At 57.7% G+C, this 20,755-nt stretch carries 20 protein-coding genes; 2 read left to right on the forward strand and 18 right to left on the reverse strand.

Going from position 1 to position 20,755, the window contains the following annotated elements:
• Nucleotides 1-45: 45 nt before the first annotated feature.
• From tauD to MY052_RS18745, 8 genes are all read right to left on the reverse strand, one after another.
• A complete protein-coding gene (tauD, locus tag MY052_RS18710) occupies nucleotides 46-897 on the reverse strand; it encodes a taurine dioxygenase (RefSeq protein WP_035895605.1) in 852 nt (283 codons plus the stop codon).
• The gene (tauC, locus tag MY052_RS18715) at nucleotides 894-1,721 is read right to left on the reverse strand and encodes a taurine ABC transporter permease TauC (protein WP_035895603.1); all 828 of its coding nucleotides are present in this window, start codon (nucleotides 1,719-1,721) and stop codon (nucleotides 894-896) included. The genes tauD and tauC overlap by 4 nt, the downstream gene beginning before the upstream one ends.
• Complete coding sequence (tauB, locus tag MY052_RS18720) at nucleotides 1,718-2,485, reverse strand: taurine ABC transporter ATP-binding subunit (protein WP_202218157.1); 768 nt, start codon at nucleotides 2,483-2,485, stop codon at nucleotides 1,718-1,720. The genes tauC and tauB overlap by 4 nt, the downstream gene beginning before the upstream one ends.
• A 10-nt stretch (nucleotides 2,486-2,495) precedes the next feature.
• On the reverse strand, nucleotides 2,496-3,461 hold the full coding sequence (tauA, locus tag MY052_RS18725; protein WP_035896519.1) for a taurine ABC transporter substrate-binding protein: 966 nt from the start codon (nucleotides 3,459-3,461) through the stop codon (nucleotides 2,496-2,498).
• 172 nt (nucleotides 3,462-3,633) lie between these two features.
• Nucleotides 3,634-4,566, reverse strand: coding sequence for a homocysteine S-methyltransferase (gene mmuM, locus MY052_RS18730; RefSeq protein WP_248537611.1), 933 nt, complete (start codon nucleotides 4,564-4,566; stop codon nucleotides 3,634-3,636).
• A complete protein-coding gene (mmuP, locus tag MY052_RS18735) occupies nucleotides 4,553-5,962 on the reverse strand; it encodes an S-methylmethionine permease (RefSeq protein ID WP_035896522.1) in 1,410 nt (469 codons plus the stop codon). The genes mmuM and mmuP overlap by 14 nt, the downstream gene beginning before the upstream one ends.
• 178 nt (nucleotides 5,963-6,140) lie before the next feature.
• Nucleotides 6,141-7,262, reverse strand: coding sequence for a ribosomal protein uL16 3-hydroxylase (locus MY052_RS18740; protein WP_035896523.1), 1,122 nt, complete (start codon nucleotides 7,260-7,262; stop codon nucleotides 6,141-6,143).
• A 92-nt stretch (nucleotides 7,263-7,354) separates the two neighbouring features.
• On the reverse strand, nucleotides 7,355-8,653 hold the full coding sequence (locus MY052_RS18745) for a sensor domain-containing diguanylate cyclase (RefSeq protein ID WP_248537612.1): 1,299 nt from the start codon (nucleotides 8,651-8,653) through the stop codon (nucleotides 7,355-7,357).
• A gap of 165 nt (nucleotides 8,654-8,818) precedes the next feature.
• Between MY052_RS18745 and MY052_RS18750 the strand changes: the two genes are divergently transcribed.
• Nucleotides 8,819-9,034, forward strand: a complete 216-nt coding sequence (locus MY052_RS18750) for an ECs_2282 family putative zinc-binding protein (protein WP_202216369.1) — start codon at nucleotides 8,819-8,821, stop codon at nucleotides 9,032-9,034.
• Nucleotides 9,035-9,308: 274 nt separating this feature from the next.
• On the opposite strand, the gene MY052_RS18755 is transcribed toward MY052_RS18750, so the two are convergent.
• From MY052_RS18755 to hpaG, 10 genes are all read right to left on the reverse strand, one after another.
• The gene (locus tag MY052_RS18755; protein WP_035896532.1) at nucleotides 9,309-9,824 is read right to left on the reverse strand and encodes a 4-hydroxyphenylacetate 3-monooxygenase reductase subunit; all 516 of its coding nucleotides are present in this window, start codon (nucleotides 9,822-9,824) and stop codon (nucleotides 9,309-9,311) included.
• Nucleotides 9,825-9,843: 19 nt separating this feature from the next.
• Entirely contained in the window at nucleotides 9,844-11,406 is a 1,563-nt protein-coding gene (gene hpaB / locus MY052_RS18760) for a 4-hydroxyphenylacetate 3-monooxygenase, oxygenase component (RefSeq protein WP_035896538.1), read from the reverse strand.
• 289 nt (nucleotides 11,407-11,695) lie between these two features.
• A complete protein-coding gene (gene hpaA, locus MY052_RS18765; protein WP_115074539.1) occupies nucleotides 11,696-12,586 on the reverse strand; it encodes a 4-hydroxyphenylacetate catabolism regulatory protein HpaA in 891 nt (296 codons plus the stop codon).
• Nucleotides 12,587-12,598: 12 nt separating this feature from the next.
• On the reverse strand, nucleotides 12,599-13,975 hold the full coding sequence (gene hpaX / locus MY052_RS18770; RefSeq protein WP_248537613.1) for a 4-hydroxyphenylacetate permease: 1,377 nt from the start codon (nucleotides 13,973-13,975) through the stop codon (nucleotides 12,599-12,601).
• Nucleotides 13,976-14,086: 111 nt separating this feature from the next.
• Nucleotides 14,087-14,878 (reverse strand): 4-hydroxy-2-oxoheptanedioate aldolase, encoded by a 792-nt coding sequence (gene hpaI, locus MY052_RS18775; RefSeq protein WP_248538965.1) that lies wholly within the window; start codon nucleotides 14,876-14,878, stop codon nucleotides 14,087-14,089.
• 15 nt (nucleotides 14,879-14,893) lie between these two features.
• Nucleotides 14,894-15,697 (reverse strand): 2-oxo-hept-4-ene-1,7-dioate hydratase, encoded by an 804-nt coding sequence (hpaH, locus tag MY052_RS18780; RefSeq protein ID WP_248537614.1) that lies wholly within the window; start codon nucleotides 15,695-15,697, stop codon nucleotides 14,894-14,896.
• 133 nt (nucleotides 15,698-15,830) lie between these two features.
• Complete coding sequence (locus tag MY052_RS18785; protein WP_035896716.1) at nucleotides 15,831-16,211, reverse strand: 5-carboxymethyl-2-hydroxymuconate Delta-isomerase; 381 nt, start codon at nucleotides 16,209-16,211, stop codon at nucleotides 15,831-15,833.
• A gap of 9 nt (nucleotides 16,212-16,220) precedes the next feature.
• Nucleotides 16,221-17,072: a 3,4-dihydroxyphenylacetate 2,3-dioxygenase gene (gene hpaD / locus MY052_RS18790; RefSeq protein ID WP_123649974.1), complete on the reverse strand. Its 852-nt coding sequence runs from the start codon at nucleotides 17,070-17,072 to the stop codon at nucleotides 16,221-16,223.
• A 1-nt stretch (nucleotide 17,073) separates the two neighbouring features.
• Nucleotides 17,074-18,540: a 5-carboxymethyl-2-hydroxymuconate semialdehyde dehydrogenase gene (gene hpaE / locus MY052_RS18795; protein ID WP_035896718.1), complete on the reverse strand. Its 1,467-nt coding sequence runs from the start codon at nucleotides 18,538-18,540 to the stop codon at nucleotides 17,074-17,076.
• Complete coding sequence (gene hpaG / locus MY052_RS18800) at nucleotides 18,537-19,814, reverse strand: 4-hydroxyphenylacetate degradation bifunctional isomerase/decarboxylase (protein WP_248537615.1); 1,278 nt, start codon at nucleotides 19,812-19,814, stop codon at nucleotides 18,537-18,539. Before hpaG ends, hpaE begins: the two co-directional genes overlap by 4 nt.
• Before the next feature lie 264 nt (nucleotides 19,815-20,078).
• On the opposite strand from hpaG, the gene hpaR reads away from it, so the two are divergent.
• Nucleotides 20,079-20,492, forward strand: a complete 414-nt coding sequence (gene hpaR, locus MY052_RS18805) for a homoprotocatechuate degradation operon regulator HpaR (RefSeq protein ID WP_035896721.1) — start codon at nucleotides 20,079-20,081, stop codon at nucleotides 20,490-20,492.
• The last annotated feature ends 263 nt before the right edge of the window (nucleotides 20,493-20,755 follow it).

Consider the following 20,755-nt stretch of genomic DNA (forward strand, 5'->3'; position numbering starts at 1 on the left):
CCCTCTCCCCAAAGGGGAGAGGGAGCGGTACGGTGTCATGTTCTTTTATGGCGCACGATAAAACGGCTTATCCCCCAGAATCGTTGCCCGATGCATAATCCGCCGCTGTGGCAAATAATCGGCATTCGCGTAGTGCTGCGTGACTCGGTTATCCCAAATCGCCACATCGTTCGGCTGCCAGCGCCAGCGCACCTGAAACTCCGGCTTGGTGACGTGGGTAAACAGGAAGCTCAGCAGCGCCTCGCTCTCTTTTTCCGTCACGTCGACAATGCGGGTGGTAAACCCTTCATTAACAAACAGCGCCTGCTTACCGGTGACCGGATGGGTACGCACCACCGGGTGCAGCAGCGGCGGGTTTTTGGCGACGGCTTCCTGCCAGCGCTGGTGCTCCTCTTCGGTTTTGCGATACTTGTACTCCTGGAACGATTTGCGGAAATCGTGCTCGGCGCGCAGGCCGCTCAGCAGCGCCTTAAACGGCGCGGAGAGCGCGTCATAGGCCGCAACGCCGCTGGTCCACAGCGTATCACCACCGGTAGACGGCAGCTCTTTCGCCGCCAGAATCGCCCCGGCAGGCGGCGTGTCGATAAAGGTCACGTCGGTATGCCAGTTGTCGTTATCCGGCGGGTTATTGTCGTGCGTATCCAGCACAATAATCTCGTCCACGCCCGGCGCATGTGGGTAAACCGGGTGGATATGCAGGTCGCCAAAGCGTAGCGCCAGTTCGCGCTGTTGCTCCGGGGTAATCAGCTGTTCGCGCAGGAACACCACCTGGTGGCGGAGCACCGCATGATACAGCTGTTCAAACTGGTTATCGCTCAGCGGGCGGGTCAGGTCCGCGCCGGAAATCTGCGCGCCGATATACGGCCCCAGCGGGGTAATTGCCAGACGTTCACTCATTGTATTTCTCCATGCCAGGGGGTCAGACGACGCTGAAGCGCACGCAGCCCTAATTCCAGACTAAAAGCGATTATCGCTATCACCGCGATACCGGCCAGCACCACATCGGTGGCTAAAAACTCCCCGGCGGACTGCACCATAAAACCTAACCCACGGGTGGCGGCGATAAGCTCGGCGGCCACCAACGTCGACCAGCCCACGCCCAACCCAATGCGTAACCCAGTTAATATTTCCGGCAGCGCGCCGGGTAAAATCACCAACCACAGCACCTGGGCACGGTTAGCACCAAGAGACTGTGCCGCGCGAATACGGACCTGCTGCGCGCTCTTCACGCCTGCCAGCGTCGACATCGCTACCGGGGCGAAAATCGCCAGGTAGATCAGCAGGATCTTCGAGGTTTCGCCGATCCCAAACCAAATAACCATCAGCGGCAGATAGGCCAACGGCGGTACCGGACGATAGAGTTCAATTAAAGGATCAAGGATCCCGCGCACCGTTGGGCTTAACCCCATGGCGATCCCCACCGGAATGCCGATAAGCGTTGCCGCCAGCAGTGCCACAACAATACGCCCGAGGCTCGCCGCCAGATGTTGCCACAGCGTGGCATCCATAAACCCCTGTGGGCTGGCGATGGTCAGCAGCTTATTCAATACCTGCCCCGGTGCCGGTAAAAACAGCGGGCTCACCCAGTGCGCCGCCGCAACCGCCCACCAGATAACCAGCAGTACCGCCAGCGTGGCGAGGCTCAGCGTCAGGTGGCGCGAGAGGGGCCAGCGTAGCTTCAGCGCGCGCGTCCGCGGTTTATCGTTAATCACCACGCTCATGAGAAGGCCTCCCGTTGCTCAAACACCCGGCTCAGCACGTATTCACGCTGGGCAATAAATTGCGGATCAGACTTGATGCTGCGGCATGATTCCCCGGCCACAAACCGGCGGGCAAAATCGAGGGATAAACGCTCCAGCACGCGACCCGGCCCCGGCGACAGCAGAACCAGCTCGGTTGCCATAAACACCGCCTCTTCAATATCGTGGGTAATCAGCAGTACTTTTTTGCCCGTCTCATGCCACAGCGTGAGCAGCAGGGTTTGCATCTGCTCGCGGGTAAAGGCATCGAGCGCGCCAAACGGTTCATCCAGCAGCAGCAACTGCGGGTTGGCCGCCAGCGCGCGGGCAATGCCGACTCGCTGACGCTGGCCGCCGGAGAGCTGCCAGATAAAGCGCTTCTCAGCGCCCTCCAGCCCGACCTTTTTCAGCATCAGCGCCGCAATATCCCGGCGCTCAGTTTTGTTTACCCCGGCAAGCTGCAGCCCTAGCGCGACGTTATCCTGCACGTTGCGCCACGGCAGTAGCCCTTCATTCTGAAAGACCACACCGCGCTCGGCGCCTGGGCCATCAACGTATTTTCCATCGAGGATGATGCTGCCGTGCTGATACGGCACGAATCCGGCAATCAGGTTCAGCAACGTAGTTTTGCCGCAGCCCGACGGCCCCAGCACTACCAGCAGTTCGCCGCGGTCCAGCGTGAGATTGATATCCGCCAGCGCCGGTTTACCGCCGTAGTCAGCGGAAAGATGCGAGATTTGCAGCATCATGGCCTCCTTACTTCACGAAACGGTCGGTAACGTACTGGCTGTAGTCGGTCGCCACCGCCGGTACTTTGCCCTGCTCTTTGAGGAACTGCGCGGTGTCGACAATCGCCTTATTCACCGGGCCATTAAGTTCCTGCGCCTGCTGTTCGGCGGTGAGATAGGTGTTGCCCTTCACCAGCCCCGGAACGTCCGCTTCCGGTACGCCGCTCAGGCGCGCCAGCTTGCTGATGTTCTCCGGCTGAGCCAGCCATTTGTCCGGGTTGTCGATATAGCCGCGCTGGGCGTCAATCGCGCTTTTAGCAAAGGCTTTCACTACCTCAGGATGTTTGTCGGCGAAGTCTTTACGCACTACCCACACGTCGAGCGTCGGTGCGCCCCACTCGCCCACTTTGGACGAGTCGGTCAGTACGGTGCCGTCTTTTTCCAGTTCGTTCACCGCCGGTGCCCACACATAAGCACCATCAATGTCACCTCGCTGCCAGGCCGCAATAATCGCTGGCGGCTGCAGGTTCAGGATCTGTACCTGACCCGGCTTAATGCCCCAGTGTTTGAGCGCAGCCAGCAGGCTGTAGTGAGTGGTGGAGATAAACGGTACGGCAATGCGTTTGCCAATCAGGTCTTCAGGCTTGGTGATGGCTTTTTTCACCACCAGCGCTTCTGAGTTGCCGAGCTTTGAGGCCAGCAGGAAAACTTCAATCGGTACCTGCTGACTGGCGGCCACCGCCAGCGGGCTGGAACCGAGATTGCCAATCTGAACGTCGCCGGAGGCCAGCGCGCGGACGATGCTCGCGCCGCTGTCAAACTTGCGCCAGTCCGGCTTTGCGCCGCTCAGCTTTTCGAAGGTGTTATCCGCCTGCGCCACTTTGGCGGGCTCGGCGGAGGTTTGATAGGCGATGGTGACGTCCACGGCCTGCGCCTGGAATGCCAACAGTGCCAGCGTAGCGGCGATAACGGTGAAACGCGATGCGATTGCCATAATGTCCTGCTCCCATGTCTTGTTATGGAGGCAGTATTTCCGGCGCGGGGTATTTGATAAAGGAATTAAAAATGCTTGTTAATTCCAATTCGTTTTTAGAAAAAAAGTGGCAAAAGATAGTTGGGGGGTGGGATTTCCCCGGGGTCGCATGCGACCCCGGGAAAGCACAGAATCAGCAGTGCGCCTTCAGCGCCGCAATATCCTTCGGCGTAGTTCGGCAGCAACCGCCAATCAGCTTCGCCCCGGCCGCCAACCACTGCGCCAGATAGCCTTCCAGCGTGGCGCAGGCTTCGCCGTGGTGATGCCAGGTTTTGCTTACCGCGTCGTAGTGCTCGCCGGAGTTCGGATAAACCACCAAAGGCAGCGGTGTCAGGTTGTGCAGGTAGGACAGCGCCTCGACGGTATTTTCCAGCGCGATACAGTTAATGCCCACCGCCAGAATCTGCGGATAGTCCGCCAGCAGCGTCAGCACATCGCGCAGCGGCGTACCGTCGCTCAGGTGTTGAGCATCGCGCAGGGTAAACGAGAACCACGCCTGCGCTACCGGATACGTTTCCAGCAGCTGCGCCAGCGCGCGAATTTCATCAAAGGACGGCAACGTTTCGCAGGCCAGCAGGTCAACGCCCGCCTCCAGCAGTGCTTCAACACGCGGGCGATGGAAATCCTGGAACACCTGCGCACTGCGCTGGTAGTCACCGCGATACTCCGAACCGTCCGCCAGATAAGCCCCGTACGGCCCCACGGAGCCGGCAATCAGCAGCCCTTTTGCCGCCGGATTTTCCGCGTAATACGAGTCGCGAGCCTGCTTCGCCAGCTCCACGCTTTTGGCAATCAGCGACCGGGCCTGCGCTTCATCCAGCCCACGGGCGGCAAAACCGTCCGGCGTCGCCTGATAGCTGGCGGTAATCGCCACCTGCGCCCCGGCGCGGAAGTAGTCGAGATGCACGTCATAAATCAGCTGTGGATTTTCCATCAGCACTTTCGCCGACCACAGGCTGTCGGCCAGGTCGCAGCCGCGCGCCTCCAGCTCGGTGGCCATCGCCCCGTCGAGCAGTACAAACGGGCGATCGGTCAGAATGGACGTTAAGGGATTATTCTGCGGCATGCTGTGGCTCCTGCTGGCTCTGGCGCGAACGCGTTAAATAGTAGGCACCATAACACAGCGCCACGAACGGGATTCCGCACCACAGCGCAATCCGCTGCGAAGGGTCAAACGCCAGGCCAAGACAGGCCACCAGGCAGAGCACAAAGCCCAGCACCGGCACCAGCGGATACCACGGCGCGCGGTAGTGCAGCTCGCTCAGCGCCTTCCCCTGCTGCAAATGACGACGGCGGAACATAAAGTGCGAGGCGCAGATGCTAATCCATACCGCCACCACCGCAAAGCCAGAAATCGCCGATAGCGCGACGAACACGGTATCCGGCGCGACGATGCTGGAAAACAGGGCCAGCAGCCCGCCAAGCATACTCACCGACAGCGCCACCAGCGGCACGCCGTTTTTCGTCACCTGCGAGAAGCAGCGTGGCAGCGTACGCTCGTTAGAAAGCGACCACAGCATACGGCCAGAGGCGTACAGCCCGGAGTTCGCCGCCGACAGAATCGCCGTCAGAATCACGAAGTTGAAAATATCTGCCGCGTAGGGAATCCCCACCTTCTCAAACACCAGCACGAACGGGCTTTTTTCCACGCCCGCCTGCTGCATCGGGATCAGCGCCGCCAGCACAAATACGGTGCCGATAAAGAAGATAATCAGCCGCGCGATGGTGGTTCGAATGGCGACCGGAATCACCTTGTGCGGGTTCTCGGTTTCACCAGCGGCAATACCGATAAGTTCGGTGCCGGAAAACGCAAAGTTCACCGCCACCATGGTCATCAGAATCGGCAGGCCGCCGTGCGGGAACCAGCCCTCAGCGGTAATGTTCGACAGCCCCGGCGCGGGTGAGCCGTCCTGCATCGGAATAAAACCAAAGATAGCCGCACCGCCAAGAATAATAAACGCGATGATGGTAATCACCTTCACCAGTGAGAACCAGAATTCCCCTTCGGCAAAGAAGCGCGTCGAAATAACGTTGAGGCCAAAAATCATCACGCAGAACAGCAGACACCAGATCCACACCGGCACCTGCGGGAACCAGTACTGCATACAAAATCCGGCGGCGGTAAAGCTCGAACCGAGCGCTACCGTCCAGGTCAGCCAATAGAGCCACGCCACGGTGTAACCGGTAGCCGGGCCAATATAACGTGAGGCGTACAGATGGAACGCGCCGGTTTCCGGCATCGCTACCGACAGCTCGCCCAGACACTGCATCACCAGCCAGACAACCAGTGCGCCAATCAGGTAGGCCAGCAGCGTTCCTGCCGCACCGGTGGTAGAGATGATATAGCCGGTATTAAAGAACAGCCCTGTGCCAATAACGCCACCCAGCGACAGCATAATCAGGTGACGGGTTTTCATGGTGCGCTTTAATTGCCCACCTTGTTGTTGTGTTGTGTTTTGCATTATTACCTTCTAAACGTATGGACATCTAAACATCCAAATAAGAAGAAGGTTATACAACGATTGCGCGTCAATTGCAAAGCGGGGGAATCACTAGAAATGAGGGAGGGTGCGGGTTGTTTTCTCCCTCTCCCTTCCAGGGAGAGGGCCGGGGTGAGGGCACAACGCGCACCCTCACCGCTTACTCGTCAAAGAACCAGTACCCCTGATTAATCAACGCCGTCAGTTCCACCACAAACGCCGGATTCTGCAGCGCCTCACCCAGCAGCGTTTTATCCACTTCAGTAAAGCGGCTCAGCGCATCCATCGCCTGCGGCGCACAGGTTTCCACCCGCTCGCTGTTAATAAAGAAGCAGCCGCCAATGCTCAGCACCCGCAGCCCGTTCAGACGACGCAGGGTTTCACCGTCTTCCAGCGCGGCAGCAACCTCTTCCGGCTCATACGGCGGCTCGGCTGGCGCAAGATCCAGTTCATGACGCGGCGTGCTGATAAAGCTACCGAACCACTGCTTAAAATCATCCGGCTGGCGGATCATATCGATCATCATGGTGCGCAGACGTTCCAGCTCATGATCTTCCACTTTACCCGCATGTTCGCGACAGGTGAGATCGGGATCGGTGTAATACTTCTCACCCAGATCGTTTTCCAGCGCGTAATCGGCAAAGCTGCTGATAAGATCGCGACCGTTCGGCCCACGGAAGCCAACGGAGTAGTTCAGCGTTGCTTCAAAGGTATAGCCGTCATGCGGGAATCCCGGCGGAATATAGAGAATATCGCCCGGCTCCATTTCCACTTCGATAATCGGCGTAAACGGCTCAACGTGCAGCAGCGCCGGGTGCGGGCAGTGCTGTTTTAACGGTAGGGCATCGCCCACGCGCCAGCGACGACGCCCCATGCCCTGGATAATAAATACGTCGTACGGGTCGATATGCGGCCCCACGCCGCCGCCCGGAACCGAGAAGGAGATCATCAGATCGTCCAGACGCCAGTCCGGCAGCACGCGGAACGGGCGCACCAGCTCAGCGGAAGGCTCATGCCAGTGGTTCACCGCCTGCGCCAGCAGCGACCAGTTTTCCTCGCCCAGATGGTCAAAATCTTCAAACGGGCCGTTGCTGGCCTGCCATTTACCGTCGGCGTGGCTGACCAGGCGGCTGTCGACTTCCATCTCCATCGCCAGACCGGCCAGTTCGTCCGGGGTAATCGGGTCAACGAAGTTCGGGAAAGCGTTCTTCAGGACAACCGGTTGCTTCTGCCAGTATTTTTCTAAAAATTCCGGCCAGTTGAGGTTCAGCTGATAAGCCATGTTTCGATACCATCACAGTAGAGGAGTTGGCTCGATTATAAAGAGGCTCATGATGAGCCTCTTTGTGGTGAATCAATTGCCGAACGTTCAGCTTACGCCACCACGACGCGGTTACGTCCCGTCTGTTTGGCGCGATAGAGCGCCGCATCGCTGCTGCTGATAAGCTCGGCACCTATATCAACCACACTCTGGATGCTGCAAACATACCGCGGCGCATCCCAGGTCATCACGCCAAGACTGATTGTCAGCACGCCGCCAATCGGGCTGGTTTCATGCGCAATGTTGAGATCCATCACCCGCTCACGCAGACGTTCTGCCACCGCCCGCGCGCCCTCAGCATCGGTATCCGGCAGCATGATTAAAAACTCTTCGCCACCGTAGCGGCTGACGCTATCGTCCGGGCGCACCCCTCTTTTGAGCGCATCTGCCACCGCACGCAGTACGCGGTCGCCCGCCTGATGGCCGTAGGTATCGTTATAGCGTTTGAAAAAATCGAGGTCGGCCATGCAAAGCGAGAGCGATGAGCCCTCGCGCTGGGCGCGGGTGATTTCATAGTTCAGGCGCTCGTCCATATAGCGACGATTGAAAAGCCCGGTGAGATGGTCCCGCTCGGCGTACTGCAACAGCACCTGGTTGGCGCTGGCGAGCTGCTGTTCCGCCATCTTGCGGTCGGTGATGTCCATCCACGCGGAGGAGATCCCCGCCACATTGCCGCCCGCGTCATATACCGGCATCGATTTAATGTAGAAATAGCGCCCGTAGAGGAAAACTTCTTTGCTGGCTATCATTTCCCCGGCATCAAGCAAGATGAAATCCTGCTGAAACAAGAGATTCCACTCCGGCATAATGTCCCGTAGGCATTGACCAATCAGCGTATCTTCCGGCTGGCCGAGCAGCTCGCCCATCGCTTTATTCGCTTTGGTGAGCTGTCCAAAACGGTTAATCACGCACAGCGCCAGCGGCGTGTTCTGGTAGATAGATTCAAGCTGCAATACCCGTTCGCCAAGCTGCGAGATATCGCGGTCAATACCGCGATATCCGGTTAACTGCCCCTGGGCATCAAACAGCGGAATACCGCTAGTTTCGATAATCACCACGCTGCCATCTGCCCGACGGTTGCGGTTAATCATGCCGTTAAACGGTTGCTGAGACGCCAGTACATCGCCAAAATATTTCTGCGCCCGCTCCGATTCAGTGGGCGCCATAAAATCAAACGGCGAACGGCCAAGGACCTCTTCAGGCGAGTAACCCAGCAGGTTTTTCACCACGTTGGACACCCAAACGTAACGCCCCTGCACGTCAACTTCCCAGACCCAATCCGAATTGCGGTTAAGAATATCCGCGAGTTTATCGGCTTCACTTATACTCCCCTGTACGAATTGCTTATCCATCGCTTTCCCGTCCTTTTCCGTTAGCGCGCCACTCGCCTCATGAACAGGTCAAAAAACAACCCATTCATCAACCAATGCCTAATGAGTGGCTATTTAATAATCACAAGTGCTTTAACAATATGTGCTATTGAATTATTTTAGAGCAAGAATAAAGGAGGCCGGTTTGTGATTTTAATTAAATATTCATGCCCTAAATGCAAACATACAACAGAAATCGCTGATGTTGAAAAAATAACGAATTCTGCCGACGAATATCCTTTATCCTGCGCCGGATGCGGTCAGCATTTTAGCAAAACAACGCTGACAAAATTTGCCCGCCAGCATGCGGAAGAGATGATAAATCTCGCATTATCACGTTTGAAAAAAAATACGGAAAAATAATGCCGAAGTACGTATTTTGATTGATTAATAGCACTAATGAATTATTGCGCTGAGCAAATGGCTTTGCGTTAATATAAAGTGGCATGAATAATACTTCGAGCCGTTCCCCTTTCTGCGACCAATATCAATCATTCCTTTATTTCTCCATCCAACGCCTATCCGAGCGCCCGATATTTTATCTATTTATTTGATGCTGATACGCAGAACTGCGTGGGCGACTGAGTAAACCCGGAGTCGGCGCTTACGCACCTCATCCGGGCTACATGGGAGAGGGTTAGGCCAGGGCTTCCGCCTCCATCATCACCGGATGAAAACGGCGTTTGAAATAGATAAGTCCGTGGCTCTCCGCTTCCCCCAATGCAATGTTCTGAATCTCCACCAGGTAGACCAGATGGCTGCCGATGGTCTGTACCTGACGAATTTCACCTTCCAGACTTGCCAGCGCCCCTTTCAGCACCGGTTGTTCCAGCGCGCCACGCTGCCAGCCGGAAAGCCCGAAGCGCTCGTCCATCGCCATGCCGGTCATCCCGGCGAAGTGGCGCGCCATAATCTCCTGCTCGTGGTTGAGCACGTTGATGCACAGCTTGCCGTTACCCTGAAACACCGGATTCATGGCGCTGTTGGCGTTGATACAGACCATTACCGATGGCGGCGTGTCGGTAACCGAGCAGACGGCGGTGGCGGTGATCCCGCAGCGGCCCGCTTCCCCTTCAGTGGTAACGACGTTAACGGCGGCCGACAGGCTGGCCATAGCATCGCGAAAACGCAGACGTTGTTCATCTAATTGCATTTTGACCTCCTGCTGCGAATTACTTCAGCAGCTTATCCAGCAGATTAATATCAGCATTATTGTGCAGGTGTGGCACCGTCCAGCCGTTCTGGTCGTATTCAGACAGGCAGCGATCGACCATCGCCATCATTTTGTCCATATTGCCGGAGGTCTGCGCCTGACGCAGACACTGCAGTCGAATTTCATCCTGGCTACCGGAGTAGTTAATTTCATACAGCTCGTGACGGCCGCCGAACTCGCTGCCGATGGCGTCCCACATCAGTTTGAGGATCTTGATGCGCTCAACGTGATCCATTCCGTTGGAGCCACGCACGTACTTCGCCAGATACTGGTCGATCTGCGGATTGTTCAGATCGCGAGCGCTCGACGGCAGGTAGATCAGGCCGCTGGTGACGTTACGTTCAATAATGTTTTTAATCTTGGCGTAGGCCATCGGGGCCATCACGCGGTAGGTTTGCAGCGCCGCGTGATCCGGCAGGTACGCGCCGTTAACCCACGGGGTCGCTTCAGAACACATGGAGTCGCTCAGCGCCCAGAACATGTTGCGCCACGCCACCACTTCACCGAGGTCCGCCTGCACGCCGCGGAACTCAGAAGTGCCGGTGCACTCCAGCGATTTTTTCAGCAGGCCGGTGATGAAATCGAGCTTCACCGCCAAACGTACGCACGCCTGCAACGGATACATACGGGCGAAACCGCCTTCCATCGTCCAGCGACGGCAGCGATCGAAATCACGGTAAATCAGCACGTTTTCCCATGGGATCAGCACTTTATCCATCACCAGGATCGCGTCGTTTTCGTCAAAGCGGCTGGAGAGCGGATAGTCGTACGGTGAGCCGGTTGCGCCTGCCACCAGCTCGTAGGAAGCGCGGGAAATCAGCTTCACGCCTTCGGCATCCATTGGTGCGACAAACATCAGCGCGAAGTCCGGGTTTTCGCCCATCACCTGCGCGGAGCCGAAGCCAATCATGTTGTAGTGGGTCAACGCCGAGTTAGTGGCCACCACTTTTGCGCCGCTGACGATAATCCCGGCATCGGTCTCTTTTTCCAGCTTGATGTAGACATCTTTTACTTCATCTGCCGGCTTGTGGCGGTCGATCGGCGGGTTGACGATGGCGTGGTTGAAATACAGGCCGGTTTCCTGAATGCGGGAATACCAGTGGCGAGCGTTCTGCTCAAACTGGCCGTAGAACGCCGGGTTCGCCCCCAGCGCGCTGCCGAAAGCTGCTTTGTAGTCTGGCGTACGCCCCATCCAGCCGTAGGATAGACGTGACCACTCGGCGATGGCATCACGCTGCTGACGCAGGTCATCGGCACTTTTCGCCACGCGGAAGAATTTGTGGGTGTAGCCGCCGCTGCCGGTATCGGTGTTCCAACACAGCTTGTCCTGCATTTCTGGTTTGTGCAGCGCATCGTAGAGTTGGCCGACGGAGGCCGCCGCGTTGCGGAACGCAGGATGGGTGGTGACATCCTTGACGCGCTCGCCGTAGATATAGATCTCACGGCCGTCCTGCAGGCTTTTCAGGTACTCTTCACCGGTTAACGGGCGTTTGGTGTCTGCGCGGAAATCTTCAGGTTTCATTCGGGTACGCTCCAGTATTCATCGGATTTGTTAAATTTATGTTTTGTTCTTGTTTCTTAATTGAAGCGTTTAAAGGGTGAGCGGTGAAGAGACTTTTGGGTCAACGGCGGGTACTTTTCGGGCGAGGGGCGGTTCTGTGATCTGGGTGGGGTTTGGTGCGCGGTTGCCCCCTCACCCCGGCCCTCTCCCCATAGGGGCGAGGGGGAAAAGCAAAACGGCGGCGCTGTAGGTGAAAACCGCACGGTCGGTCCCCTCTCCCCTATGGGGAGAGGGTTAGGGTGAGGGGCAACTACGACACCGGTACTTTCTGCGCACGAAACGCGCTCGGCGAGCATCCCACTAAGCGGTTAAAAAAACGGGCAAAATAGGCCGGGTCTTTAAACCCAAGCTGCCAGGCAATCTCGCTCACCGCACTATCAGAAAACAGCAGCAGCCGCTTGGCCTCACGCAATTGCCTATCGAAAATCAGCCGCTTCGGCGGACGGTTGGCAAACCGACGGCAGATATCCGTCAGCCGGGATTCCGTCAGGTGCAGTTCGCTGGCGTAGTCCGGCACCGTCCAGTGACGGTGATAGTGGTTATCAATCATCTGGTTAAAGCGCTGGAACAGCTTCAGTTCGCCCCGCACGCCGCTGGCAGCGTGGTCGTCCAGCGGCGCATTACGCAGCAGCAGTGTGAACACCGCCTGCGCGAGCAGCACCAGCGTATGCTCGCGCCCCGGCAGCTCAGACGTCGACTCGCGCTGAATCAGCCGCCAGTAGTGTGCCAGCGCCGCCAGTTCATCGGGCTTATCCGCCAGCGACAGGCACATCCCAGGCAGGCCGAACGCCTCGCGGGTGCCGGGGTACAGCACCTCCAGCAGCGGCCAGACCAAATCTTCCCGCACCGTCAGCACGTGGCCGTCGCTGTCCGACTGAGTAATAAACGCGTGCGGCACCGAAGGCGGCGTCAGCACGAACAGCGGTGCCTGCACCGAATAGCGATGATCGTCGAGCTGCAGCTCAATCTGCCCGGTATCAAGAAAGTGCATCTGGAAAAACTGATCGTGTCGATGCGCCTGCATATCGCGACCAAAAAACGCCGCCATGCGGGCGAATGACTGATAGTGCACGTCTTTACTACCGAGGCTCTCTTCGTACTCGGTACTGATATCGATATTGGTAATCGCACGCTGGCACATGGCGTCGGCTCCTTACGGCGTGGCGCGCGGGCGTGAGGATTTCATCGGGATCGCCCAGATAATCACCGACCCCAGCACCAGCAGCGCGGCGACAAACCACAACCCGCTGTTAAAGCTACCGGTCACATCCTTCAGCCAGCCGATCATAAACGGACTTAATGCCGATCCGATGTTGCCGGTGGCGTTGATCACCGCAATACCGATCGCGCGAGCGCGCAGGCTGATCGATTGATCCGGCGTGGTCCAGAAGATCGCCATCGCACTGAATGAGCCCGTCGATGCCATCACGATCCCCAAAAGTTGGATCAGGCTATGGCTGGTCGCCGAGGCCAGCAGCCAGCCCGCGGCGGCAAACAGGAACGGCAGCGCCGTGTGGTGCTTACGCTCCTGATATTTATCGGAATGGCGGCTCCAGTAAATCATGCCGAGAATGGTGCACACCTGCGGAATAGCCGCCAGCAGGCCGATGGTGATGTTACTGCTGCCCTCGTTAAAACTTTTGAGGATCTGCGGCGTCCAGATGCTGATGGCGCTGAGCGTGTTGGTCAGGCAGAAGTAGGCCAGCGTGTACATCAGGACGATCGGCGTAAATACTTCGCGCCACAGGCTGCGCTTTTGCATGGCGCTGTGGCTAACCGCCCCTTCCGGCTGCACCAGCGTCAGATGGTCTTTATCCATCATCTCCTGTAAGCACTTTTTATCCTCGTCGGTCAGCCATTTGGCCTTCGCCGGGGAATCATCAAACCAGTACCAGACCATCACACCGAGCAGCACCGCCGGGAAACCTTCCAGCAGAAATAGCCACTGCCAGCCGTGCATGTTCAGCAGACCGTCCATCGACAGAATATAGCCCGAGACAATTGAGCCCAGCGCGGTGGTCACCGGCATGGCAATCATAAACAGGGCGTTGGCGCGGGCGCGGAAGAACGCCGGGAACCAGTAGGTTAAATACAGCAGAATGCCAGGCAGGAATCCGGCTTCGGTGATGCCCACCAGCATGCGCAGCACGTAGAGGCTTTTTGGCCCGACGGCGAACATAGTGGCGGTAGAGGCAATGCCCCACAGCACCATAATGGTGGCAATCCAGCGCCGCGCGCCGACGATGCTCAGCATGATGTTGCTGGGAATGCCGAAAATCACATAGGTGGCGTAGAACAGCGTGGTAGCAAGGCCGAACATGGTGGCGTTGAGGCCGAGATCCGCCCCCATCGTCAGCCCGGCAAAGCCGATATTAATACGGTCTAAGAATGAGAAGATAAACAGCACAAACAAAAACAGAACCAGACGACGAAACAGTTTGTTGATAACCGATTGTTGGCCCGCCGTCAGCTGCTTATGCTGGTCGGCCGGGTTGAGTTGCTCCGGAATGGCAGGTGATGTATCGCTCATTATCCTTTCCTCTGATGGGAATTTGCGTAGGGTGAAGCAGGGTTTTCCCGAGGCGCTTTGCTTGCCGGGCCTACGGGTAGGCCAGATAAGCGCAGCGCCATCCGGCAGGGGTTAATACACGCCGGACGAACCCAGCGAGGTTTTCTCCGCGCCAAAGCGCGCCGCCAGCGCTTCTGCGCCGCGGGCCAGCAGCGTGGTATCGACGCCGACGGCGACAAACAACGCCCCCAGCTCCAGATAACGCTTCGCCAGCTGTTCGTTGGCCATCAGAATGCCCGGCGCTTTCCCCGCCGCACGAATCTGCACGATGGCTTTTTCAATGGTCGCCTGCACTTCCGGGTGCTGCGGATTACCGGCAAAGCCCATATCGGCGCTGAGATCCGCCGGGCCGATAAACACGCCGTCCACGCCGTCGACATCGAGGATCTGCGCCAGGTTACTCACCGCTTCGCGGGTTTCAATCTGCACCAGCACGCACATCGCCTCGTTGGCCTGATGGATATAGTCCGGCACGCGGTTCCAGCGGGATGCACGCGCCAGCGCGCTGCCAACACCGCGAACGCCCAGCGGTGGATAGCGCGTCGCTGCCACCGCCGCCCGCGCTTCATCGGCGTTCTGCACCATCGGCACCAGCAGGGTCTGCGCACCCACGTCGAGCAGCTGTTTAATCTGCACCGCATCGTTCCAAGACGGACGCACCACCGGCTGACTGGGGTATGGCGCAATCGCCTGTAGCTGGGTCAGCACCGTCTGGACGTTGTTCGGCGCGTGTTCACCGTCAATCAGCAGCCAGTCAAAGCCCGCCCCCGCCAGCAGTTCAGCGCTGTAGCTGCTGGAAAGCCCTAGCCACAGGCCAATTTGCGGCTGGCCTGCTTTCAGCGCGTCTTTAAAACTGTTCTTCATCATCGTCATTTCCTTTTATACGAACCGGCAGGTGATCGCGCCCATGTTGCCGTAATCGACGTGGAAGGTGTCACCCTTACGCGCCGGAACCGGACGGGTGAACGAGCCACCGAGAATAATCTGCCCCGCTTCCAGCTGAACATCGTACGGTGCCAGCTTGTTCGCCAGCCACGCCACGCCGTTCGCCGGGTGGTTAAGCACGCCCGCAGCGACGCCGGTCTCTTCAATCACGCCATTGCGATACAGCAGCGCAGAGATCCAGCGCAGGTCCAGTTCATCGGGCTTAATCGGGCGGCCGCCAAGGATCACGCCCGCGTTAGCCGCGTTATCGGAGATGGTGTCGAACACCTTACGCGGGCGCTGGGTTTCCGGGTCTACGTTGTGGCTGCGGGCATCAATCAGCTCCAGCGCCGGGATCACGTAGTCGGTGGCGTTATAGACATCGAACAGCGTGCAGTTCGGTCCGCGCAGCGGTTTTGCCAGCACGAACGCCAGCTCCACTTCAATGCGCGGCACGATAAAGCGGTCGGTCGGAATATCGCTGCCGTCGTGGAAGAACATGTCGTCGAGCAGCGCGCCGTAGTCCGGTTCGCTAATCTGCGAGCTGGCCTGCATCGCTTTTGAGGTCAGGCCGATTTTGTGGCCCTTGAGCGTACGCCCTTCGGCAATTTTCATCTCAACCCATTCGCGCTGGACGGCATAGGCGTCTTCAATGGTGATGTCCGGATAATCCAGCGAGACGGCACGGATCTGCTCACGCTGTTTTTCAGCCTGATTCAGCCGCCGGGCAATCAGGGTACGAGTCTGTTTATCGAGCATAGTGATTCCTGTGGCTGTGTTTTCTCCCTCTCCCTGTGGGAGAGGGCCGGGGTGAGGGCATCAGGCCGCAGAGATCTCCCCCTCACCCTAACCCTCTCCCCAAAGGGGCGAGGGGACTGACCGTGCCAATGTTTTATTTAAATAACGCGTGCACGTTGTTCTGTTTGTAATTGAGCGTTGGGTGCAGTTCGTCTATCTCAAACGACAGCGCCAGATAGCGGCTGTCCATCAGCGCGGCGAAGTGGGCTTTAATCAACCCAAACAGCATCTCCCCCACCTCCTGACGGCTTTCCAGACTGCGACCGGTGCCAATTTTCAGCGTCATGTGCACAAACGCGTAATCGTGCTTCCCGTCAGCCATCTGCCAGGTATCCAGCCAGTGGGCGCGGCTGCGGATACCGCCGATCGGGAAAATCCCGGTGGCAGCCAGCGCCTCGTTCACCTTGCTGAACAGGCCCGGTAAATCAGCCTGTTCGCGGATGTTGGTCGTGCATTCAGCAATAAAGTGCGGCATGGTCGTTCCTCACGCAGGCAGCGGGAATACGGCGTTCACCTGCCCGGTTCCTGAGCTGGCAAACAGGTCGGTGATAAACTCCACCTTGCCGTCGTACTTATCCCAGCCCAGCATCCCCAGCAGCATCACGGTGTCGTGCATATTGCCTTCGCCGTAGCAGTAGTCGGCGTACTCCGGCAGCATGGTGCAGAACTCTTTGAACTTGCCTTCGCGCCACAGCTTGACCACACGCTCGTCCATCTGGTGGTCGAACTCGCGGGTGTAGCTGTTCATCCCCTCTTCCGCACGCTGATCATCGATAAAGCGGTGCGACAGCGAGCCGCTGGCAAACACTGCCACCGTTCCGTCGTATTTCTCGATGGCCTTCAAAATGGCTTCACCCAGCCTGCGGCTGTCGGCAAAGTCGTGCACGGTGCAGAACGCCGAGATGGACACGACTTTGAAGTGCTTGTCGGCATTCATATAGCGCATCGGCACCAGCGTGCCGTACTCCAGCTTCAGGCTCGGAATGTTGTGCGCTTTAGCGCGCACGCCCAGCGCGACGGCTTCTTCGGCAATCAACTGACCCAGTTCCGGATTACCGTCATAGTCGTAGGTCATATCGCGGATAAAATGCGGCAGCTCGTTGCTGGTATAGATACCCTTAAAGCTCTCCGCGCAGTTGATGTGGTAGGCGCTGTTGACCAGCCAGTGGGTATCGAACACAATAATGGTGTCGACGCCCATCTCGCGGCAGCGCTTGCCAATCTCTTTGTGACCATCAATGGCTGACTGACGGCAGCCGAAGTTTTTCCCCGGAATTTCAGAAAGGTACATCGACGGCACGTGCGTGATTTTTGCTGCTAACGCTAACTTACCCATATCAGACTCCCCATTTCGGGATTGGATGATCGCCCATCGAGATGCAGACGTTTTTCATTTCCGCAAACACCTCGAAGCTGTACTCTCCGCCTTCACGGCCCGTGCCAGAGGCCTTCACGCCGCCGAACGGCTGGCGCAGGTCGCGCACGTTCTGGGTGTTGACGAATACCATCCCGGCTTCGATACCGCGCGCCAGACGCAGTACTTTGCTGACGTCCTGGGTCCAGATATAAGAGGCCAGACCGTATTCAATGTCGTTCGCCAGACGCAGCCCTTCCGCTTCGTCTTTGAACGGCAGCAGACAGGCTACCGGGCCAAAAATCTCTTCCTGGGCTACGCGCATGCGGTTATCGACGTCCGCCAGCACCGTTGGGCGCAGGAAGTTGCCGTTCTTAAGATGCGCCGGCAGGTCGGTCGGTTTTTCCGGGCCACCGGCCAGCAGGGTCGCGCCCTCTTCAATGCCGAGGCGGATATAGCCGGAGACTTTTTCCCAGTGCTGTTGGCTAATCAGCGCGCCGACCTGGGTATTCGGGTCGTTCGGGTCGCCCACGCGCAGACGGTTGGCGCGTTCGGCAAAGCGTTTAACGAACTCCGGGTAGATGCTCTGCTGGATAAAGATGCGCGAACCGGCGGTGCAGCGTTCGCCGTTGATGGAGAAGATGGTGAACAGCGCAGCGTCCAGGGCGCGTTCAATGTCGGCATCTTCAAAAATCAGCACCGGTGATTTACCGCCCAGCTCCATTGAATATTTCTTCAGCCCGGCGTTTTTCATGATATTGCGTCCGGTGGCGGTGCCGCCGGTAAAGGAGACGGCGCGCACATCGTGATGACGCACCAGCGCATCACCGGCGCTAGCGCCGTAGCCCTGTACCACGTTCAGCACGCCCGCCGGAATGCCGGCTTCCAGCGCCAGCTCGCCCAAGCGGTCGGCGGTCAGCGGCGACAGTTCGGACATCTTCAGCACCGCGGTGTTGCCCAGCGCCAGGCACGGTGCCACCTTCCAGGTCGCCGTCATAAACGGCACGTTCCACGGCGACACCAGCGCGCACACGCCCACCGGCTGTACGAGGGTGTAGTTGAGCATCTTGTCGTCGACCGGGTAGGTTTTGCCGTTCATCTGCTGGCACACTTCGGCGAAGAACTCGAAGTTGTGTGAGGCGCGCGGGATCAGCACGTTTTTGGTCTGGTGAATCGGCAGGCCGGTGTCAGCGGTTTCCATCGCCGCGATTTCCGGCACGTTCTGGTCAATCAGGTCGCCCAGACGACGCATCAGGCGCGCACGCTCTTTCATCGGCAGGTTGGCCCACTTCGGGAAAGCCTCTTTCGCGGCCGCCACGGCCTGGTTCACTTCCGCCTCGCCGCCGGAAGCGACTTCCGCCAGCACGTCACCGGTGGCCGGGTTAGTGGTGTGGAAATAGTCCTGGCTGGCGACGTTTTTGCCGTTGATCCAATGGTTAATTTTTTTCATTTTGCAGACTCCTCGCTGACAATCCGGTTCACCAGGCGACCCACGCCCTCCACTTCCACTACCACTTCATCGCCCGGCACCACGTCGGATAGCCCTTTCGGCGTGCCGGTGGCGATCATGTCGCCCGGTTGCAGGGTCATAAATTCGCTGAGGTAAGAGACGAGGAAAGGCACGCTGAAGATCAGATCCGCCGTGGTGCCTTCCTGACGCAGCTCGCCGTTAACGTAGGTGCGCAGGGTTAAGTTATGCGGGTCGGGAATCGCCGCTTTAGGCACGACGTTAGGGGAAATCGGCGTCAGTCCGTCGCGGCTTTTTACCCGCAGGTTCGGGCGATAGTAGTTTTCCAGATAGTCGCGGATAGCGTAGTCGTTGCAGACCGTATAGCCCGCGACGTAGTCCATTGCATCGGCCTCGCTCACCTTGCGCGCGGTTTTGCCAATCACCACCACCAGCTCAGATTCATAGTGCATGTACTCGACGTTGTCCGGGCGTACTGAAGTTTGGTTGTCGCCGTTGAAAGTGTTAGGCGCTTTGATAAACACCAGCGGCTCTTCCGGCGGTTTAAAGTCCAGCTCGCTGGCGTGGTCAGCGTAGTTCAGCCCCAGCGCGAACAGGGTACCGTGGTCGTGCGGACGCGACACCGGACGGGCATCCGCTTCGGCAACCACCGGGTTTTCCAGCGGCGGGAAGCCTTCCGCCAGCACGCGTACCTGGTCACCGGGGCGCAGTGCGACGTGGTTGTGCGGGGTACCGATCAGAATGGCATCGCCTGGGTTCAGGGTAGCGAAATCGCTCAGGGCGCTCAGCAGCTCGGCGGCGCTGCGCTTGAGGTCGGCGGTGTTCCACTGGTCGGCGTGACGACCGTTAATTTCGGTGATGATGGTCAGGTTGTCGACGTTATCCACGCTCACCACGTCGCCCAGCGGGCAGAAACCATCGCGGCATTTGGCTTTAATCGCCGGGCGGTAGAAGCTCTCTTCCGGCAGGCTGACTTCGTTTGCCAGCGCGTAACCAGCGATATAGTCGGCGGCTTCCTCTACGCGGACTTTACGGGCCGTTTTGCCCACCACCAGCGCTACCGTCGCGCCGCTTAATACCGTCTCACCCTGCGGGAACGGGATCGGCTGACCGCCTTCGGTGACGGTATTGTGCGGTTTGATAAACCAGACGGCGGTCTTAGGCGGTGCCTTATAGGGGGCCTGCTCGAATGCGTCGCGCCAGGCATCAAGCTGGCTGCGGTGGTTGAGCGCCACGGCGAAAACGGTACCTTTCATTTACAGCTCCTCAGGACAGCGAACAGTTCATTAATATGTTAATGATGTGTTTTATGCTTCCGCTACTCATTTAGCAAACGCATGTCATTTTTTTGTGACTCGATTAACAATAATTTCACACACAATAAATGTAGTTATTATTTATCAATAAGTTATAAAAACAACGTTGCGTTAACGGCTGTTTTTAGGTAAAAATCTCCTGTTGATAAAAGCAACATTGCTTTATTGTTCATATATTAATGATGAGAAGGCTTGAGAGGCAGAATGCACGATTCTTTAACCATCGCCCTGATGCAGGCGCGGGAAGTGGCAATGACCTATTTTCGGCCGATCGTAAAGCAGCACAACCTGACGGAGCAGCAGTGGCGCATTGTCCGCGTGCTGGTCGATAACCCGTCGATGGATTTCCACGACCTGGCCGCCGCCACCTGTATTTTGCGCCCCAGCCTGACCGGGATCCTCACGCGCATGGAGCGCGATGGTTTGGTGCTGCGCTTGAAGCCGGTTAACGATCAGCGCAAGCTGTACGTTTCGCTAACCAAAGAAGGGTATGCGCTTTACGAGCGCGCGCAGGCGAAAGTGGAAGAGGCCTATCAACAAATTGAAAAGCAGTTCACGCCAGAAAAAATGAAGCAGCTCACCGCCCTGCTGCACGAATTCATCTCCCTGAGCAAATAATCCGCACGCCCCCTCCGGCAATCTGTGCGCGGTCGTCAGGATGGCGCTTCGCTTACCCGGCCTACCGCTGCAAAAATAATTTCCGAAACCTGCCTGTTTATTGATGTAAATCAGGCAGTACCACGCTCTCTTCACGCCTCATTACGCTATTACTTACCTTGATACACTTAGGTGGTATGCCATCTTAATTATTTTGAATTGGATCACAAAAAATTCTGAAACGTAGGTTTAGTATTCGGAAAAAATGTGACACGGATTCACAA

Origin of the sequence: Kluyvera ascorbata, from assembly GCF_023195735.1 — a bacterium.
Classification (GTDB): domain Bacteria; phylum Pseudomonadota; class Gammaproteobacteria; order Enterobacterales; family Enterobacteriaceae; genus Kluyvera; species Kluyvera ascorbata.

Excerpts from the sequence above, each read along its gene's own strand:
- tauD (WP_035895605.1), bottom strand. The coding sequence starts at position 897 with ATGAGTGAACGTCTGGCAATTACCCCGCTGGGGCCGTATATCGGCGCG.
- tauC (WP_035895603.1), bottom strand. The coding sequence starts at position 1,721 with ATGAGCGTGGTGATTAACGATAAACCGCGGACGCGCGCGCTGAAGCTA.
- tauB (WP_202218157.1), bottom strand. The coding sequence starts at position 2,485 with ATGCTGCAAATCTCGCATCTTTCCGCTGACTACGGCGGTAAACCGGCG.
- tauA (WP_035896519.1), bottom strand. The coding sequence starts at position 3,461 with ATGGCAATCGCATCGCGTTTCACCGTTATCGCCGCTACGCTGGCACTG.
- mmuM (WP_248537611.1), bottom strand. The coding sequence starts at position 4,566 with ATGCCGCAGAATAATCCCTTAACGTCCATTCTGACCGATCGCCCGTTT.
- mmuP (WP_035896522.1), bottom strand. The coding sequence starts at position 5,962 with ATGCAAAACACAACACAACAACAAGGTGGGCAATTAAAGCGCACCATG.
- MY052_RS18740 (WP_035896523.1), bottom strand. The coding sequence starts at position 7,262 with ATGGCTTATCAGCTGAACCTCAACTGGCCGGAATTTTTAGAAAAATAC.
- MY052_RS18745 (WP_248537612.1), bottom strand. The coding sequence starts at position 8,653 with ATGGATAAGCAATTCGTACAGGGGAGTATAAGTGAAGCCGATAAACTC.
- MY052_RS18755 (WP_035896532.1), bottom strand. The coding sequence starts at position 9,824 with ATGCAATTAGATGAACAACGTCTGCGTTTTCGCGATGCTATGGCCAGC.
- hpaB (WP_035896538.1), bottom strand. The coding sequence starts at position 11,406 with ATGAAACCTGAAGATTTCCGCGCAGACACCAAACGCCCGTTAACCGGT.
- hpaA (WP_115074539.1), bottom strand. The coding sequence starts at position 12,586 with ATGTGCCAGCGTGCGATTACCAATATCGATATCAGTACCGAGTACGAA.
- hpaX (WP_248537613.1), bottom strand. The coding sequence starts at position 13,975 with ATGAGCGATACATCACCTGCCATTCCGGAGCAACTCAACCCGGCCGAC.
- hpaI (WP_248538965.1), bottom strand. The coding sequence starts at position 14,878 with ATGAAGAACAGTTTTAAAGACGCGCTGAAAGCAGGCCAGCCGCAAATT.
- hpaH (WP_248537614.1), bottom strand. The coding sequence starts at position 15,697 with ATGCTCGATAAACAGACTCGTACCCTGATTGCCCGGCGGCTGAATCAG.
- MY052_RS18785 (WP_035896716.1), bottom strand. The coding sequence starts at position 16,211 with ATGCCGCACTTTATTGCTGAATGCACGACCAACATCCGCGAACAGGCT.
- hpaD (WP_123649974.1), bottom strand. The coding sequence starts at position 17,072 with ATGGGTAAGTTAGCGTTAGCAGCAAAAATCACGCACGTGCCGTCGATG.
- hpaE (WP_035896718.1), bottom strand. The coding sequence starts at position 18,540 with ATGAAAAAAATTAACCATTGGATCAACGGCAAAAACGTCGCCAGCCAG.
- hpaG (WP_248537615.1), bottom strand. The coding sequence starts at position 19,814 with ATGAAAGGTACCGTTTTCGCCGTGGCGCTCAACCACCGCAGCCAGCTT.
- hpaR (WP_035896721.1), top strand. The coding sequence starts at position 20,079 with ATGCACGATTCTTTAACCATCGCCCTGATGCAGGCGCGGGAAGTGGCA.